This window comes from Streptomyces sp. NPDC038707, assembly GCF_040636485.1.
Classification (GTDB): domain Bacteria; phylum Actinomycetota; class Actinomycetes; order Streptomycetales; family Streptomycetaceae; genus Streptomyces.
Genome location: NZ_JBEZUP010000008.1, coordinates 224,305 through 239,899, shown reverse-complemented (window position 1 = coordinate 239,899; position 15,595 = coordinate 224,305). Strand labels below are relative to the sequence as shown.

General features: G+C 76.1%; 15 protein-coding genes. 10 read left to right on the top strand and 5 right to left on the bottom strand.

The genetic code is table 11. The annotated features are described in order from the left end of the window. The first annotated feature begins 167 nt into the window (after nucleotides 1-167). Both AB0E62_RS14265 and AB0E62_RS14260 read left to right on the top strand, forming a co-directional pair. Nucleotides 168-743, top strand: coding sequence for a helix-turn-helix domain-containing protein (locus tag AB0E62_RS14265; protein WP_344350417.1), 576 nt, complete (start codon nucleotides 168-170; stop codon nucleotides 741-743). 22 nt (nucleotides 744-765) lie between these two features. Beyond that, nucleotides 766-1,488, top strand: coding sequence for a helical backbone metal receptor (locus tag AB0E62_RS14260; RefSeq protein ID WP_362192178.1), 723 nt, complete (start codon nucleotides 766-768; stop codon nucleotides 1,486-1,488). Here the strand turns inward: AB0E62_RS14260 and AB0E62_RS14255 are convergent. Next, the gene (locus AB0E62_RS14255; protein WP_362192176.1) at nucleotides 1,400-2,545 is read right to left on the bottom strand and encodes a TDT family transporter; all 1,146 of its coding nucleotides are present in this window, start codon (nucleotides 2,543-2,545) and stop codon (nucleotides 1,400-1,402) included. The genes AB0E62_RS14260 and AB0E62_RS14255 overlap by 89 nt on opposite strands. 70 nt (nucleotides 2,546-2,615) lie before the next feature. Between AB0E62_RS14255 and AB0E62_RS14250 the strand changes: the two genes are divergently transcribed. Both AB0E62_RS14250 and AB0E62_RS14245 read left to right on the top strand, forming a co-directional pair. Then, entirely contained in the window at nucleotides 2,616-3,539 is a 924-nt protein-coding gene (locus AB0E62_RS14250; protein WP_362192174.1) for a LysR family transcriptional regulator, read from the top strand. 216 nt (nucleotides 3,540-3,755) lie between these two features. Beyond that, entirely contained in the window at nucleotides 3,756-4,721 is a 966-nt protein-coding gene (locus AB0E62_RS14245; protein ID WP_362192172.1) for an aminoglycoside phosphotransferase family protein, read from the top strand. Here AB0E62_RS14245 and AB0E62_RS14240 read toward each other — a convergent pair. Both AB0E62_RS14240 and AB0E62_RS14235 read right to left on the bottom strand, forming a co-directional pair. Continuing rightward, nucleotides 4,690-5,376: a gamma-glutamyl-gamma-aminobutyrate hydrolase family protein gene (locus AB0E62_RS14240; protein ID WP_362192170.1), complete on the bottom strand. Its 687-nt coding sequence runs from the start codon at nucleotides 5,374-5,376 to the stop codon at nucleotides 4,690-4,692. The two genes, AB0E62_RS14245 and AB0E62_RS14240, sit on opposite strands and share 32 nt — an antisense overlap. 109 nt (nucleotides 5,377-5,485) lie before the next feature. Then, nucleotides 5,486-6,223, bottom strand: a complete 738-nt coding sequence (locus AB0E62_RS14235) for an FCD domain-containing protein (protein ID WP_362192168.1) — start codon at nucleotides 6,221-6,223, stop codon at nucleotides 5,486-5,488. A gap of 95 nt (nucleotides 6,224-6,318) precedes the next feature. Here AB0E62_RS14235 and AB0E62_RS14230 point away from each other — a divergent pair, with 95 nt between their 5' ends. The 3 genes from AB0E62_RS14230 to AB0E62_RS14220 are packed head-to-tail and all read left to right on the top strand — an operon-like array spanning nucleotide 6,319 to nucleotide 9,841. Next, entirely contained in the window at nucleotides 6,319-7,677 is a 1,359-nt protein-coding gene (locus tag AB0E62_RS14230; RefSeq protein WP_362192166.1) for a glutamine synthetase family protein, read from the top strand. An 11-nt stretch (nucleotides 7,678-7,688) separates the two neighbouring features. Continuing rightward, the gene (locus AB0E62_RS14225; protein ID WP_362192164.1) at nucleotides 7,689-9,062 is read left to right on the top strand and encodes an aldehyde dehydrogenase family protein; all 1,374 of its coding nucleotides are present in this window, start codon (nucleotides 7,689-7,691) and stop codon (nucleotides 9,060-9,062) included. Further along, entirely contained in the window at nucleotides 9,059-9,841 is a 783-nt protein-coding gene (locus tag AB0E62_RS14220) for a 3-oxoacyl-ACP reductase (RefSeq protein WP_362192162.1), read from the top strand. Before AB0E62_RS14225 ends, AB0E62_RS14220 begins: the two co-directional genes overlap by 4 nt. Before the next feature lie 6 nt (nucleotides 9,842-9,847). On the opposite strand, the gene AB0E62_RS14215 is transcribed toward AB0E62_RS14220, so the two are convergent. Beyond that, nucleotides 9,848-11,050, bottom strand: coding sequence for an amino acid deaminase/aldolase (locus tag AB0E62_RS14215; protein ID WP_362192160.1), 1,203 nt, complete (start codon nucleotides 11,048-11,050; stop codon nucleotides 9,848-9,850). A 1,188-nt stretch (nucleotides 11,051-12,238) separates the two neighbouring features. Here AB0E62_RS14215 and AB0E62_RS14210 point away from each other — a divergent pair. From AB0E62_RS14210 to AB0E62_RS14200, 3 genes are all read left to right on the top strand, one after another. Beyond that, nucleotides 12,239-13,036, top strand: coding sequence for a hypothetical protein (locus AB0E62_RS14210; RefSeq protein ID WP_362192158.1), 798 nt, complete (start codon nucleotides 12,239-12,241; stop codon nucleotides 13,034-13,036). Further along, the gene (gene mycP / locus AB0E62_RS14205) at nucleotides 13,033-14,217 is read left to right on the top strand and encodes a type VII secretion-associated serine protease mycosin (RefSeq protein ID WP_362192156.1); all 1,185 of its coding nucleotides are present in this window, start codon (nucleotides 13,033-13,035) and stop codon (nucleotides 14,215-14,217) included. Before AB0E62_RS14210 ends, mycP begins: the two co-directional genes overlap by 4 nt. 227 nt (nucleotides 14,218-14,444) lie before the next feature. After that, a complete protein-coding gene (locus tag AB0E62_RS14200) occupies nucleotides 14,445-15,176 on the top strand; it encodes an SseB family protein (RefSeq protein ID WP_362192154.1) in 732 nt (243 codons plus the stop codon). Between the two features lie 31 nt (nucleotides 15,177-15,207). Here the strand turns inward: AB0E62_RS14200 and AB0E62_RS14195 are convergent, their stop codons facing one another. Beyond that, nucleotides 15,208-15,564 carry a DUF1844 domain-containing protein gene (locus AB0E62_RS14195; protein ID WP_362192152.1) on the bottom strand — a complete coding sequence of 119 codons (357 nt, stop codon included), beginning with the start codon at nucleotides 15,562-15,564 and terminating at the stop codon, nucleotides 15,208-15,210. Nucleotides 15,565-15,595 lie beyond the last annotated feature (31 nt).

Here is a 15,595-nt window from a genome sequence, read left to right as displayed (position 1 = left end):
CTGGCGCGAACCGGGAGGGTGGAGCATCAGGGAGGTGTCGGGGATGTGACAGCCACGTGAAACGGTTTGCCGAACATGCGTAGGGTGCAGAGAAGTCATCAGAAGAGGGACGCCTCGTAAGGGGCACCCGGACAGCGGTACGACGAGCGAGGGAGGGAGCCGGAGCGATGGGCGACCACAAAGAGCAGCAGCCCGTGCGGGTGGGCGCGGCCGTCCGGCGGCGCCGCCGTGCGCTGGAGCTGACCCTCGCCGTCGTGGCCGAGCGCAGCGGCCTGTCGGTGCCCTTCCTCAGCCAGGTGGAGAACGACCGGGCCCGCCCGAGCAGCACCTCCCTGGAGAAACTGGCCGACGCCCTGCGCACCACGGCCGTCGAGCTCCTCGCCGCCGCCGACCCGGCGGCCAGCGTGGACGTGGTGCGCGCCGAACCGGTCGCCGAGGGCGACTTCGACCCGCGCACCCGCGCCCTGGTGCGCGGCCACCACCAGCTGCACGCCTCCGAGTTCACCGGCGACCACGACGCCGGCCGCGAGCTCCAGCACCGCAACGACGAGCTGATGTACGTCGCCGACGGCGCGGTGGAGATCGAGGCGGAGGGCCGCGCCTACCGCCTCGGCCGGGGTGACACCCTGTATCTGACCGGCGGTGTCCGGCACCGCTGGCGGGCCACGGTCCCGGACACCCGGATCATCGTGGTGGCGGTCGCCGAGCACATCGAGGCCGTCCAGCACAGATCCCACCGCTGAGCGGCGGGCGGAAGGCGGCGCCGTGACACGGGTGGTCTCCCTGGTCCCGTCCCTGACCGAGGCCGTCGCGGTGACACTGCCCGGCGCCCTCGCCGGCGCCACCGACTGGTGCACCCACCCGGCGGACCTGGACGTCCCCCGGATCGGCGGCACGAAGAACCCCCGGGTGGACCGGATCGTCTCCCTCGCACCCGACCTGGTGATCGCCAACGAGGAGGAGAACCGCGCCCGCGACCTGGACGCCCTGCGCGCGGCCGGCCTCGAGGTACTGGTCACCGAGGTGCGCGGCGTGCCGCAGGCCCTCACCGAGCTGGACCGGGTGCTCACCGCCTGCGGCGCCCGGAGCCGGCCCGGCTGGCTGGACGCGGCGGAGGCGGCCTGGACGTCCCTGCCCGAGCCCGCGCACCGTACGACGGCGATCGTGCCCGTCTGGCGCCGGCCCTGGATGGTCCTCGGCCGCGACACCTTCGCGGGCGACGTGCTGGCCCGCCTCGGCGTGGACCACCTCTACGCCGGCCACCCCGACCGCTATCCGCGCGTCCCCGTGACCGAGCTGCGCGCGGCGGCCCCCGATCTGGTCGTCCTGCCCGACGAGCCCTACCGCTTCACCGCCGGCGACGGCCCCGAGGCCTTCCCCGGCCTGCCGTGCGCCCTGGTCAGCGGACGGCACCTGACGTGGTACGGCCCGTCCCTGACGCGAGCACCACGGACGCTGGCCGGGGCCCTGCGAGCAGCTCGCCGCTGAACAGGCCGCGCACGGTGCCCCGGACCGCCGCGAGCCAGGCCGCCACCAGGACGGCGTACAGACCCACGGCCAGCGCCTGGTACGCCACCAGGCCGGTGTGCCGGGCCAGGGCCGCCGCGCCGGTGACGCAGGTGCCCACCGGGAAGGTGAACGCCCACCAGGTCAGCGCGAACCCCATCCCGTGCCGCCGGGCCCGCACCACGTGCGCGGTGGCGAGCGCCAGCCACAGCAGCGCGAAGCCCATCACGGGCACGCCGTACAGCACGGCGAAGACCGTGAGGCCGGTGTCGTAGGGGGCCGGTACGACCCCGGGCGCGGCGTCCGCCATCGCCCCGGCGGCGGTGGCGGACTGCCCGAGCGGGCCGAGGACCAGGAACAGGGTCGGGGTGAGCGCGAGCGGCAGCGGACCGGAGGTGATCAGCCGGGTGAAGACCAGCGGCAGCATCAGCAGCACGGCCAGCAGGCTCAGTCCGAACAGCGCGAGGCACGCCAGCAGCAGGGTCTCCCGCGGCTGCCCCGGCGGCAGGTGCGGCACCAGCAGCGGCCCGGACGTGGCCGACACCATGGGCGCGACCAGCGGCAGCAGCCACACCGGGCTGGCCTGCGCGGGCTCGACGCGATGCCGTACGGCCATCAGGTAGGGCACGGCGACGGCGGACGCGAGCCCGGCCGCCGTGCCGGAGGTGTACAGCACGGTGTCCAGGGCGACGGCCGCGCGGGTGCCGATCAGGTCCCGGCCGCTCGTCAGCGCGCCGGCACCCACCGACAGCAGCGCCATCGCCAGGCAGGCGTGGAAGGGCGCCATGGCCGGATCGAGGAGGTGGGCGCGGGCCTGGTCGTGGTGGCGGGCCCAGTGCACGGCGCGGGCGGCCAGCAGGCCCAGGAGCAGCAGCAGTGACAGCACCCAGACGGCGGCGAAGATCCCGCGCGGCCCGTTCGCCGGTGCGGGCAGCGCGACACCGGCGGAGCCGACGATCGCGGTGCCCATCACGGAGGCGTACCAGTTGGGGCCGAGGTGTCTCAGCGAGGACGTACGGGGCCGGACTGCGGTGATCATGCGCCCACGATGACCCATCGGTTCGCCCCTGACCAGGGAGTTCCCGTCTATGAGGGCATAAGCTGGTCTTATGGGCAGGGCCGAGGGACACCAGGAACGCACGGAACCGCTGGCGCACCGGGTGCCGGACCTGGCCGCGCTGGAGCTGCTGCTCGCGGTGGCGCGGCTGGGCAGCCTGGGCGCGGCGGCCCGCGAGGTCGGCATCACCCAGCCGGCCGCGAGCAGCCGGCTTCGCTCCATGGAACGGCAGCTGGGCGTGGCCCTGGTCGACCGTTCCCCGCGGGGCTCCCGGCTCACCGACGCGGGCGCCCTGGTCACCGACTGGGCCCGCCGGGTGGTGGAGGCGGCGGCCGCCTTCGACGCGGGCGCGCGGGCGCTGCGGGACCGGCGGGACTCCCGGCTCCGGGTCGCGGCCAGCATGACCATCGCCGAGTACCTGCTGCCCGGCTGGCTGCTCGCGCTGCACGCCGAGCGGCCCGACACGGCCGTCTCGCTGCTCGCGGGCAACTCGGCGAAGGTCGCGGAGCTGCTGCTGGCCGGGGAGGCGGACCTCGGGTTCGTGGAGGGGCTGACCGTGCCCACGGGACTGGACTCCACGGTCATCGCCCACGACCGGCTGATCGTCGTCACCGCGCCCGGCCATCCGTGGGCCCGGCGCCGGCGGCCCGTGACGGCGGCGGAGCTGGCCGCCACCCCGCTGATCCTCCGGGAGCGCGGCTCCGGCACCCGCCAGGTCCTGGACGCGGCGCTCGGCGGCCTGGCCCGCCCCCTGATCGAACTGTCCTCGACCACGGCGGTCAAGGCCTCCGCGGTCAGCGGCGCGGGTCCCTCCGTCCTCAGCGAACTGGCCGTGGGCGAGGAACTCTCCCTCCGCCGCCTGGTCAGCATCCCCGTGGAGGGCCTCCCCCTGCGCCGGGCACTCCGGGCGGTCTGGCCCACCGGCCACCGCCCCACGGGCCCGGCGAGGGAACTCCTGTCGCTCACGCGAGCGTGAGCGCCCCGGAGGGGCGCGGGGAACCGCGCGCTCGGCCGCGACGCACCCGCGCCCGGCCCACGACGCCGGCCCCCGCGAGGCGCCCCCGCGCCCGACCCGCCCCGCCCCCGGAAGAGAGGTGGCCGAACCGCCCGCCCCCGGAAAAGTGGTGGCCGAACCGCCCGCCCCCGGAAAAGAGGTGGCCGAACCGCCCGCCCCCCGACACCATTGCTGCGCATGACCCTCACCGCCCCGCCCGCCGCGGGCGTCCGTGCTCCCTGGGAGTCCCTCCCGGCCGTCGTCCGTGACGCCGTCGGCGAGGTGCTGGGCGCGCCGGTCGTGCACGCCTCGACCCAGTCCGGCGGCTTCTCCCCGGGCGTCGCGGCCCGGGTCCGCACCGCCGCCGGCGGGACCGGATTCGTCAAGGCGGTGAGCGCCGTCACCAACCCGCACAGCCCCGGCCTGCACCGCAAGGAGGCCCGGCACGCCGCCGCGCTGCCGCCCAGCGTGCCCGCGCCCCGGCTGCTCGGCTCGTACGACGACGGCACCTGGGTGGCGCTGGTCTTCGAGGAGGTGGCGGGCCGCCAGCCGCACGTGCCCTGGCGGCCGGCGGAACTGCGCCGGGTGCTCGACGCCGTGACCGTCCTCGCCCGCACCGACGCCCCCGGGGTGGACGCCCCGCCCGTCGCCGAGGACCTGGCCGACGCCTTCTCCGGCTGGCGGCAACTGAACGACGGCGCGGCCGGTGACGTACGGGACCGGCTCGGCGCGTGGACCGCCGGCCGGCTGCCGGAACTCGCCGCGCTGGAGGCCGGGTGGGCCGAGGGCGCGTCCGGACAGGCCCTGGCCCACGGCGATCTGCGCGCGGACAACGTCCTGCTCACGGACGGCGGAGACGTCGTGTTCGTGGACTGGCCGCACGCCCTGCGGGCCGCGCCCTGGTTCGACCTGCTGGTGATGCTGCCGTGCGTGCGGGCCCAGGGCGGGCCGGACCCGGAGGAGGTGTTCACCGCACACCCCGTGGGCCGAGCCGCGGACCCGGACGCCGTGACCGCGGCGCTGGCCGGTCTCGCCGGCTACTTCCTGCGCAGCTCGCTGCGCCCGGCGCCGCCCGGCCTGCCCACCCTGCGCCCCTTCCAGCGGGCCCAGGGCGACGCCGCCCTGGCCTGGCTCAGGACGCGGCTGCGACCAGGGCGCGCATGACCCGCAGGTCCTCGCTCTGCTCGGGGTGCCACTGCACCCCGAGCACCCAGCCCCGGTCCGCGGGCAGTTCCACGGCCTCCACGGTGCCGTCCGCAGCGTAGGCCGACGGCACCAGCCCGGCGCCGAGCCGTTCCACCGCCTGGTGGTGGTGCGTCGGCACGGTCAGCTCCTCGGGGACGATCCCGCCGTACAGCGTCCCCGGTACCGGCTTCACCGGGTGCCCGCCGAACACGCCGACCGTCTCCACGTGTCCGTCCAGGTGCTGGACCAGCGTGCCGCCCAGCGCGACGTTCAGCAGCTGCATGCCCCGGCAGACGCCGAGCAGGGGCACGCCCGCCGCCAGCGCGGCCTCGATCAGCGCCAGCTCCCAGGCGTCCCGCTCGGGCGCGGGCGGCCCGGTCCGCGGGGAGCGCTCGGCGCCGTAGCGGGCCGGGTCGACGTCCGGGCCGCCCGCGATGACCAGCCCGTCCAGCGGGGCCACGGCCGCGGCGGCCCGCTCGGGCGCGTCCGGCGGCAGCAGGAACGCCAGCCCGCCGGCCCGCTGCACGAGCCGGGTGTACGCGGCCGGCAGCAGCACCGCCTCCAGTGCCCACACCCCCCAGCGCGCGCCGGACTCCAGATACGTGCTCACGCCGATCAGCGGCCGTGCCGTCATGCTGCCCTCCCCGGAGACCCGGCGGTCCTCGTTCCACCGTGCTCGTTCACGGCGCCCGCTTCAAGAGCGCCCCCGCAAAGGTACCCAGTCGAACCTTTATGTGGCCGGATCACGCCAAGAAGCCCCGCAGCAGCGCCGCCGTACCCGCGCAGTGCTCGCGCATCATCTCCCGGGCCCCGTCCGCGTCCCCCTCCAGCACCGCCTCCACCAGCGCGGTGTGCTGCCGCTGGGAGTGCTCCAGGTTGCGCACCAGCAGCGGAATGCAGTCCAGCAGGTCGTTCACCGTGGCCCGGACCGCCGCGTACCGCGCGGTCAGCGACGGCGAGCCGGACAGCTCGGCCAGGGTCAGGTGGAACAGCGTGTCCGCCCGCCGGTAGTCCGCGAGCGGGGCCTCGTGCGTGCGCTCCAGCGCCCGGCGCAACCGCCCCGCGCCCTCCCCGGCCGGCCCGTGCGCCGCGCACAGGCCCGCGGCGCCCACCTCCAGCACCTCGCGGAAGCGCAGCACGTCCTCCAGGTCCACCCCGGCCACCCGGCGCCGCAGCTCGTCCTCGCCGCCCGCGTCCGGCCGGGGCAGCACGAACGTTCCGCCGTACCGCCCGCGCCGCGCCTCCACCAGCCCCTGCTCCTGGAGCACCTTCAGCACCTCGCGCAGCGTCACCCGGCTGACCCCCAGCCGCTCCGCCAGCTCCCGTTCGGCCGGCAGCCGCCCGCCGTCCGGCACCAGGCCCAGCCGGACGACCTGGAGGATCTGCTCCAGCGCCTCCTCGAAGCCGTTGCCCGCGCGCACCGGCCGCAGCACCGCGGCCAGCCGGTCCTCGGGGCCGCCCCGATCCGCCTCCCGCGCCATCCGCCGCGCCCCCTTCCCAAGCAATGGTTCCCGGCAATACCTTATGGCTCCCGGCTCGGCCGAGAAAGCGCGTTGGCGCCGAAGGAGGCTCTCCCGTGGCAGACCGCACAGCCCCGCTCAGCGTCGAGGAACTGCACGCCCTCGTCGCGGGCGGTGAGATCGACACGGTCGTCCTGGCCTTCCCCGACATGCAGGGGCGGCTCCAGGGCAAGCGGTTCGCCGCCCGCTTCTTCCTCGACGAGGTGCTCCACCACGGCACCGAGGGCTGCGACTACCTCCTCGCGGTCGACCCCGAGATGAACACCGTCGACGGCTACGCGATGTCCTCCTGGGAGCGCGGCTACGGCGACTTCGCCATGCTCCCCGACCCCGCCACCCTGCGCCGCGTCCCCTGGCACCCCGGCACCGCCCTGCTCCTCGCCGACCTCGCCCGGGACGACGGCACCCCGGTCACCGTCGCGCCCCGCCAGATCCTGCGCCGCCAGCTGGAGCGGCTCGCCGCCCTCGGCTACACCGCCCAGGCCGGCACCGAGCTGGAGTTCATCGTCTTCAAGGACAGCTACGAGGCGGCCTGGGACGCGGGCTACCGCGGCCTGACCCCCGCCAACCAGTACAACGTCGACTACTCCATCCTCGGCACCGGCCGCGTCGAACCCCTGCTGCGCCGGCTGCGCAACGAGATGGCCGGCGCCGGCCTCACCGTGGAGTCCGCCAAGGGCGAGTGCAACCCCGGCCAGCACGAGATCGTCTTCCGCTACGCCGAGGCCCTGCGCACCTGCGACCAGCACGCGTTGTACAAGACCGGCGCCAAGGAGATCGCCGCCCAGGAAGGCGTCTCGATCACCTTCATGGCCAAGTACAACGAACGCGAGGGCAACTCCTGCCACATCCACCTCTCCCTCGCCGACGCCGACGGCCGCAACGCCATGGCCGACGGCGACGGCATGTCCGACGTCATGCGGCACTTCCTCGCCGGGCAGCTCGCCGCACTGCGCGACTTCTGCCTCCTGTACGCCCCCAACATCAACTCCTACAAGCGGTTCCGGCCCGGGTCCTTCGCCCCCACCGCCGTCGCCTGGGGCCACGACAACCGCACCTGTGCCCTGCGCGTGGTCGGCCGCGGCCGCTCCCTGCGCTTCGAGAACCGCCTCCCCGGCGGCGACGTCAACCCCCACCTCGCCGTCGCCGCACTGGTCGCGGCCGGGCTGTACGGCGTCGAGCAGCGACTCGACCTGCCCGAGCCCTGTACCGGGAACGCCTACACCGCCGGGTTCGAGCACGTCCCGGCCACCCTCCGCGAGGCCGCCGAGCTGTGGGAGAACAGCCCGATCGCCAAGGCCGCCTTCGGGGACGAGGTGGTCGCCCACTACCGCAACATGGCGCGGGTCGAGCTGGACGCCTTCGACGCCGCGGTCACCGACTGGGAGCTGCGCCGCTCCTTCGAACGCCTGTGAGAGGTCACCCCGTGCCCGACCCGAACGAGCTGACCGTCCTGAACCCCGCCACCGAGGAGACCGTCGCCACCCTTCCCGCCGCGAGCGAGGAGGACGCCGCCGCCGCCGTCGCACGGGCCGTACGGGCCCAGCGGACCTGGTCCGCTCTCGCCCCCGCCGACCGGGCCCGGCTGCTGCGCCGCTTCGCGGACGTGGTCGACGCCCACACCGAGGAACTCGCCCGGCTGGAGGTCCGCGAGGCCGGCCACACCCTCGGCAACGCCCGCTGGGAGGCCGGCAACGCCCGCGACCTGCTGCTGTACGCGGCCGGCGGTGCCGAACGCCTGCTCGGCCGGCAGATCCCGGCACCCGGCGGCTGGAACGTCACCTTCCACGAACCGCTGGGTGTGGTCGGCGTGATCGCTCCCTGGAACTTCCCCATGCCGATCGCCGCCTGGGGCTCCTTCCCGGCACTCGCCGCGGGCAACGCCGTCGTCCTCAAACCCGCCGAGGCCACCCCGCTCACCGCCCTCCGCCTCGCCGCCCTGGCCCTGGACGCGGGCCTGCCCGAAGACGTGCTCCAGGTGCTGCCCGGCTACGGCACCACCGCCGGACGCGCCCTGGTGGACCACCCGGACGTCGCCAAGATCGTGTTCACCGGCTCCACCCGCACCGGCCGCGAGGTCATGGAACGCTGCGCCCGCCTGGTCAAACCGGTCACCCTGGAACTCGGCGGCAAGAGCCCCAACATCGTCTTCGCCGACGCCGACCTCACCGCCGCCCTCGACCCGTTCTCCTTCCTCGACAACGCCGGCCAGGACTGCTGCGCCCGCACCCGCATCCTGGTCCAGGAGACCGTGCTGGAGGAGGCCACCGCCCTGCTCGCCGACGCGCTGGCCGCCGTGGCCGTCGGCGACCCGGCCGACGAGAAGACGCAGATGGGCCCGCTGATCTCGGCACGGCAACGCGAGCGGGTACGGTCCTGCGTCCCCGACGACGCCCCGGCCCTGCGCGGCAGCGCCCCCGACGGCCCCGGCTTCTGGTTCCCGCCGACGGTGCTCACCGGCGAGCGGCACGACAGCCGGGCGGCCCGCGAGGAGATCTTCGGCCCCGTCGCCGTCCTGCTGCCCTTCACCGACGAGCAGGACGCCGTCCGCCTCGCCAACGACACCCCCTACGGCCTGTCCGGCTCCATCTGGACCCGGGACGTCGGCCGCGCGCTGCGCGTCTCCCAGGCCGTCCGCGCGGGCAACCTGTCCGTGAACTCCCACTCCAGCGTCCGCTACTGGACCCCGTTCGGCGGCTTCAAGCAGTCCGGCCTCGGCCGCGAACTCGGCCCCGACGCCCTGACCGCCTTCACCGAGACCAAGAACGTCTTCATCAGCACGGAGGGCCCCGCACAGTGACCGACACCAGTGTCTGCCGCCGCCTGACCGGCCGTACCGCCGTCGTGACCGGAGCCGGCAGCGGCATCGGCCTCGCCACCGCCCGCCGCCTCGCCTCCGAAGGCGCGCACGTCGTCTGCGCGGACATCGACGAGACCCGCGGCAAGGCCGCCGCCGAGGAGGTGGGCGGACTCTTCGTCAGGACCGACGTCACCGACCCCGAGCAGGTGGAGGCGCTGTTCAGGACGGCCCACGACACCTACGGCAGTGTGGATGTCGCCTTCAACAACGCCGGCATCTCCCCGCCCGACGACGACTCCATCCTGGAGACCGGCCTGGAGGCCTGGAAGCGCGTCCAGGAGGTCAACCTCACCTCCGTCTACCTGTGCTGCAAGGCCGCCCTCCCCTACATGCGGCGCCAGGGCAAGGGCTCCATCATCAACACCGCGTCCTTCGTGGCCCGGATGGGCGCGGCCACCAGCCAGATCTCGTACACCGCGTCCAAGGGCGGAGTCCTCGCCCTGTCCCGGGAACTCGGCGTGCAGTTCGCCCGGGAGGGCATCCGGGTCAACGCCCTGTGCCCCGGCCCGGTCAACACCCCGCTGCTCCGGGAACTGTTCGCCAAGGACCCCGAGCGGGCCGCGCGCCGCCTGGTGCACATCCCCGCCGGCCGGTTCGCCGAGGCCGAGGAGATCGCCGCCGCCGTCGCCTTCCTGGCCAGCGACGACTCCTCCTTCGTCAACGCCACCGACTTCCTGGTGGACGGCGGCCTCACCGGCGCCTACGTCACCCCCCTGTAGGAACGCTCACAGGAAGGTGTGCCCCTCGCCCCGGTAGGTCGGCACGGTCGCGGTCACCGTGTCCCCCTCGATCAGGTGCAGCGCCTCGAACCGCTCGCACAACTCGCCCGCCTTGGCGTGCCGGAACCACACCTTGTCGCCGATGAGCAGGTCGTCGGCGGGCGAGCCGAGCAGCGGGGTCTGCACCTCCCCGGGCCCCTCCTGCGGGTCGTAGCGCAGCCCCTCGGGCAGATGCGGCACCGGCAGCCGGTCGGGGCCGGCGGCACCGGAGGCCGGATAGCCGCCGCCCAGCACGGTCACCACCCCCACAGCGGGCCGCCGGACCACGGGCTGGGCGAACAGGGCGGCCGGACGGCCGGTGAAGGAGGTGTAGTTGTCGAACAGGCGCGGCACGAACAGCCCCGAACCGGCGCCTATCTCCGTGACCGCGTCCTCGGCGGCGGTGTGCTGCACGCTGCCGGTCCCGCCGCCGTTGACGAACTCCAGGTCCGGGGCGACGGCCCGCACCGCCCGGACGACCGCGGCCCGCCGTTCGGCCAGCTCCCGCCGGGCGGCGGCCTGCATCAGCCGGACCGCCCGGGACCGCAGCGGCCGGCCCGCGACCGCGTCCCCGACCCCGGCGACATGCCCCTCGTACGCCATGATTCCCACCAGCCGGAAACCCGGCCGCCGGGCCACCGAGCGGGCCAGCTCGGCCAGTTGGGCGGGGGAGTGCAGCGGCGAGCGCCGGGCGCCGATCCGCACCCGGCCGCCCAGCAGCCGTAGCGAGGTGTCCAACTCCAGGCACACCCGGACGACTTCGCGCCCGCCGTCGCGAGCGGCGTCGATGAGGTCCAGGTGCGCCGGGTCGTCGATCATCACGGTGACGGCACCGGCGAGCTTCGGATCGGCGGTCAGCTCGGCGAAGCGGGCCCGGTCGGCGGACGGATAGGCCAGCAGGACGTCCTCGAACCCCGACCGCGCCAGCCACAGTGACTCGGCCAGGGTGAACGACATGACGCCCCGGAAACCGTCCCTGGCCAGGACCCGCTCCAACAGGGCCCGGCAGCGCACCGACTTGCTGGCGACCCGGACCGGCTTGCCCCCGGCCCGGCGCAGCAGGTCGTCCGCGTTGGCGTCGAACGCGTCCAGGTCCACGATCGCGAGGGGGGCGTCGAGATGGGCGGTGGCCCGGTCGTAACGGGCGCGGGCGGCGGCAGGCGCAGTCATGGCGGAAGCCTGCCAGAGAGGATTATCGCAGGGTAGGGGGACGTTCCGGGCAGATGCCCCGGGCCCGCGGACCGGTTCCGTCCCGGCCCGCGGCAAGCCGTAGAGTGACGCGCACGTACGGCGGACCGCGCCCGGCGCTCCAGGCGGACCGGGATGCCCGTCCTGCCGTACGGGTATGCGTGCCCGGGTGGGGCCTGCGCACCGGGCGCGGCCGGACGGCAGCCGGCCCGCGTACGAGGAAGACGGCCCGGGCACGAGGAAACGGGGGGTGCATTGAGCACGGAAGCGCGGCACACCCCCGTACCGCCCCGCCCCTCGGCCCCGCCGCCCGCCACGGGCACCGCGCGCCCCGACGGCGGGGCGGCCGGTACGGCCCCGCGTCCCGCCGCCGGCCTCGACGACGAACCGTCGGTCTTCACCCCGCGCGCCGCCCGGCCCCCGCGTCCTCCGGCGGTGCCCGAGGTCCCCGCCCCGGTGAGCCCGCCCCCGCCGCCCGCGTCCGCCCGCTTTCCCGACGCGCCGCCGAGCGCGGGGGCCGGTGCGGGCCGTGCCGGCGACGGACTCCAGGCGCCGGGCGCGCGGTCCGGCCGGCCGGTAGCTCCCGGGCGGACGCCCGCGGGGACGGGCGGGACGAGCACCTCGCGGACCGCTCCCGCGGCCCCTGCCGGACCTGCCGCGCAGCCGGCCCGCGCGGCGGGGACCGGGCCGCGGACCGGCGACGGGCCGCCCCGGCCGGGCGCTCCGGCCGAGCCGGGGCCGGAGACGACCGCGCGGCCGGTGACGGGCATGGGGTGGGATCCGCCGGCGGCCGGTGGGTCCGGGCGTCCTGGTGGGTCCGGCGTCCCGGTCGAGTCTGGGTCGGAGACGACCGCGCGGCTGCGGCCTGTTCCGCCGGTGTCCGGTGGTGGTGCGGGGGCCGGGGGGCCGGTGTCCGGTGCCGGGGCCTGGGGTCCGCCGGCGGCCGGTGGGTCCGGGCGTCCTGGTGTGCCTGGTGTTCCGGTCGAGTCTGGGTCGGAGACGACCGCGCGGCTGCGGCCTGTTCCGCCGGTGTCCGGTGGTGGTGCGGGGGCCGGGGGGCCGGTGTCCGGTGCCGGGGCCTGGGGTCCGCCGGCGGCCGGTGGGTCCGGGCGTCCTGGTGGGTCCGGCGCCGGCCGCTCCTGGAGTGCCGGCCCGGCCGGCCGGCCCCTCGTGTCGTTCGCGGAGCCCGAACTGTCCGGCGCGCACACCCGCCCCCGGGTGGGACCGCGCACCGCCGCTGCCGCCACCTGCCTCGTGCTCGGCCTCGGCCTCGTCGGCGGGGCCGCCGTCGGCAGCCGGCTCACCGGGGGCGGCGACGACGCCGCCGCCCGCACCGCGTACAGCGCCGCCGGCGCGCTCTGGCACAGCGTGCCCGTGGACCGGATTTTCCCGCCCACCGTGCGGGGCACCGGCGCCGGCCCCGGCGGAGCCGACCGCACCTGGACCCGTATCGCCGTCGCCCCGGACGGCGGCTGCGCCCACGCCTTCGACCCGCTGCTGGCCCGGACCCTCGCCCCGGCCGGCTGCCGGCGACTGCTGCGCGCCACCTACACCGACGCCACCCAGAGCCACGTCACCACCGTCGGCCTGCTGTTCACCGAGGCCGACCCCGCCGCCATGTCCGCGCTCGCCGCCCGCTTCCGCGCCGAGCGCCTGGACCGGCGCGTCGACCTGATGCCCCGGCCGTACGCCGCCGCGGGGACGGCCGCCGCCGGTTTCGGCGACCGGCAGCGGGCATCCTGGACCATCTCCGTCCTCACCGACGCCCCCGTCGTGGCGTACGCCGTCTCCGGCTGGGCCGACGGCCGTACCGTCGACGCCCCCCAGCCCGCCGCCGACGCCGTCCGGACCGGCGCCGCCACCGCACCGGCCCAGGCCGGCCTCGGCAACGAGGCCAAGGGCCTGGCCGACCGCATCGAACGGCGGCTGCGCAAGACCATCGGCACGGCCACGGAGAAGTCCGCATGACCCGATCGACCGGCGGGCGCCACGGGGCCCTCGCCGCCGCGGCGAGCCTGCTGCTCACCGCCTCCCTCGCCCTGCTGCCCGCCACCACCGCCCACGCCGACGGCCTGCGCGCCCAGCAGTGGGCCCTGTCCGCGCTCCACCTGGACGCGGCCTGGCAGACCACCAAGGGCCGGGGCATCACCGTCGCCGTCCTGGACACCGGCGTGGAGCCGGACCACCCCGACCTCGCCGGGAACGTACTGCCCGGCAAGGACATGATCGGCTTCGGCGCCGGACCCGGCCAGCGCCTGTGGGCCCGGCACGGCACCGCCATGGCCGGCATCATCGCCGGGCACGGCCACGGCCCCGGCCGTGCCGACGGCGTCCTGGGCGTGGCCCCGGAGGCGAAGATCCTGCCGGTCCGCGTGATCCTGGAGGACGGCGACCCCGCCCGCACCAAGGCCCGCACCACCCGCGGCACCGCCCTCGCCGACGGCATCCGCTGGGCCGCCGACCACGGCGCCGACGTCATCAACCTCTCCCTCGGCGACGACTCCGACTCGGCCCACCCCGAAGCCGGCGAGGACGAGGCCGTGCAGTACGCCCTGACGAAGGGCGTGGTCGTCGTCGCCTCCGCGGGCAACGGCGGCGACAAGGGCGACCACGTCTCCTACCCGGCCGCCTACCCGGGCGTCATCGCCGCCACCGCCGTCGACAAGTACGGCACCCGCGCCGCCTTCTCCACCCGCCGCTGGTACGCGGCCGTCAGCGCGCCCGGCGTCGATGTCGTCATCGCCGACCCCGACCACAAGTACTACGCCGGCTGGGGCACGAGCGCGGCCTCCGCCTTCGTCTCCGGAGCGGCGGCCCTGATCCGCTCGGCCCACCCGGACCTCGTCCCGGCCCAGATCAAGAAGCTGCTGGAGGACACCGCGCGGGACGCCCCGGCCGGCGGCCGGGACGACTCCCGGGGCTTCGGCATGATCGACCCGGCGGCCGCGCTGAAGGCCGCCGCCCGCCTCGAGCCGCGCCGCCTGCGCGCCGCGGCGTACGGCGAGAGGTACTTCGGCCCCGGCCCGGACACGCCCAGGACCGCCGGCGGCACCGCCGACTGGGCGGCGCCCCTGGCCGGCGGCGTGGGCGCGGTCCTGCTGGCGGCGGCCGGGACGATCCTCTGGCGAACCCGCAGACACCCGCGCTGAGCCTCCGCCACCCGGCGACGCCTCCCGCGTGGCCCGCGCGGGAGGAGAGGACACGGGCGGACACGGGCACCGGATCGCGCGCCGGCCCTCGCACCGGGGCAGCCGCTCCCGTCCCCCTGTCCTCGCCGCCCCCTCACCCGGCCGGGGCCGCCGACGCCCCGCGGTCGCGAGATGGGTCCCCGGCCCGGCGGCCGGGTCCCGGCCCGCCCCCGATAGGGTCGACGACCGTGGCGAACAAGAACATTCCCGACCCCGGCTTCTCCGACGACGACGGCTCCGCCGACCCCCGGCTGAGCGCCGCGCTCGCCGCCTGGGCCGAGGACCGCAGTGCCCTCGGGCCCGTCCTGGAGGCGCTCAAGGGCGCCCGTCTGCTGGTCCCCGTCGTCGCCGTGCTCGGCGAGGTGGAGGAGGACGAGAACGGGCTGCGCCGCGAGAAGACCAGCGACATGGCCGTCCCCACGCTGAAGGCGGGCGACCGCACCGCGCTGCCCGCCTTCACCTCCACCGACTCCCTGGCCCGCTGGGACCCCGCGGCGCGTCCGGTCGCCGTCCCCCTGCACCAGGCGCTGCAGGCCGCCGCGCACGAGAAGGCCGACACGGTCGTGCTGGACCTCGCCGGACCGGTGCCCTTCGAGCTGACCGGCCCGGCGCTGCTCGCCCTCGCCGAGGGCCGCACCAGTACCGACCCGCTCGCCGACCCGGCCGTGGTGGGGGCCGTCCGTACGGCGGTGGCGGCGGAACCCGCCGTGCTGCGCGCCCACCTCGGCCCCGGACGGGCCGACGGCACCCTCGCCCTCGTCCTCGACCCGGCCGCGCCGCCCGCCGAGGCCGCCCGGGCGGTCGCCGCGCGGCTCGCCGCCGACGAGACACTGCGGGCCCGCCTGGTGCGCGGCCTCGACCTGGCACTGCTGCCGGCCGGGACCACGCCTCCGGGCGAGCCCTTGTACGTGCGGGAATGAGCCCGCCGCGCGAGGCGGCGGGGGCGACGGGTCAGCCGTAGACCGGGCCGGTGTACTTCTCGCCCGGGCCCTGGCCCGGCTCGTCCGGGACGACCGACGCCTCGCGGAACGCCAGCTGGAGCGACTTCAGGCCGTCGCGCAGCGGGGCCGCGTGGAAGGAACTGATCTCGGTCGCGCTCGCGTCCAGCAGACCGGCGAGCGCGGTGATCAGCTTGCGGGCCTCGTCCAGGTCCTTGTACTTGTCGCCCTCCTCGCTCAGCCCGAGCTTCACGGCGGCGGCGCTCATCAGGTTGACGGCGACCGTCACGATCACCTCGACGGCGGGGACCTCGGCGATGTCCCGGGTCATCGCGTCGAAGTCGGGGGACTCAGGAGGGGTGTCACTCATGCCCCACACGATAGGCCCCGCCGGACGCGGC